The organism is Halomonas sp. (assembly GCF_041689495.1).
In the GTDB taxonomy this organism is placed as follows: domain Bacteria; phylum Pseudomonadota; class Gammaproteobacteria; order Pseudomonadales; family Halomonadaceae; genus Halomonas.
Window position 1 is genome coordinate 1 of record NZ_JBDNGD010000190.1, and the last position, 1,078, is coordinate 1,078.

The window sequence follows — 1,078 nt, forward strand, 5'->3', positions numbered from 1 at the left end:
GCAACCAATCCAGTGGGCAACCGCCAGCACCAAGGGGCGCAGCGAGGACGCCAGCGGGGCCAGGCTAATCAACCTCTATGCCGAGGCCCTGCCCCGCGATAGCAAATCACCTGTAGTCCTGTACGGAACGCCCGGCACGGCGAAGTTCACGCTCCTGCCCACCCGGCCGGTGCTGGCGCTTCACGTTATGGACAACGTCCTCTATGCCGTCACCCCGTCAGCGCTCTACGCCGTGAATCGGTATGGCGCTGTGACGAAGCTGGGGAGCGTGACGCTCTCAGGGCGAGTAAGCGTTGCAAACAACGGTGCGTCGCTGGTGCTTGTGGATGGCAGCAGAGGCTATTCCTACAGCTCTGCCGGAGGCCTGACCCAGCTATCAGGCGATGGTTGGTATCCGGCCGATACCGTGACCTATCAGGACGGCTATTTCATCTTCAACCGAGCCGGCACCGGGCAATTCTTCTTGTCAGAGCTATTGGCCACGACATTCGACGCCTTGGACTTCGCCACCGCCGAGGCCGCACCCGATGACAGCCTGGCTGTGCTGTCAGACCATCGCGAGCTGTGGGTATTCGGCAGGCACAGCATCGAGGTCTGGTACAACTCGGGAGATCCGGACTTCCCCTTCGAGCGTATGCAGGGCGCGTATGCAGAGCGTGGCATTGCCGCACCGCACAGCGCCGCCAAGATGGACAACACAGTCTACTGGCTGGGCGAGGATGGCATCGTCTACCGGGCGGCCGGATACCAGCCCAAGCGCGTCAGCACCCATGCCGTCGAGCAGGCCATTGACGGCGAGCAATGGGACGCCTTCGCTTACACCTACACCGAGGAAGGCCACAAGTTCTATGTCCTGACCTTTCCCAGCCAGGCGCAGACGTGGGTATACGACGCGGCGACGAACCTATGGCACGAGCGTCAGCATTACGAGTGGGGACGGCACCACGGCAACTGCTACGCCTGGGCCTATGACCAGCACCTGATCGGCGACTGGCAGAACGGCCTGATCTACCAATATGACATGGCCGCGAACGACGACGAGGGCGACCCCATACAGCGGATAGCGGTATCGCCACCC

At 62.3% G+C, this 1,078-nt stretch carries 1 protein-coding gene; it reads left to right on the forward strand.

Going from position 1 to position 1,078, the window contains the following annotated elements; genetic code table 11:
• The coding region (locus ACESMD_RS06575; protein ID WP_372611472.1) for a hypothetical protein at positions 1-1,078 on the forward strand (1,078 nt) is incomplete at both ends.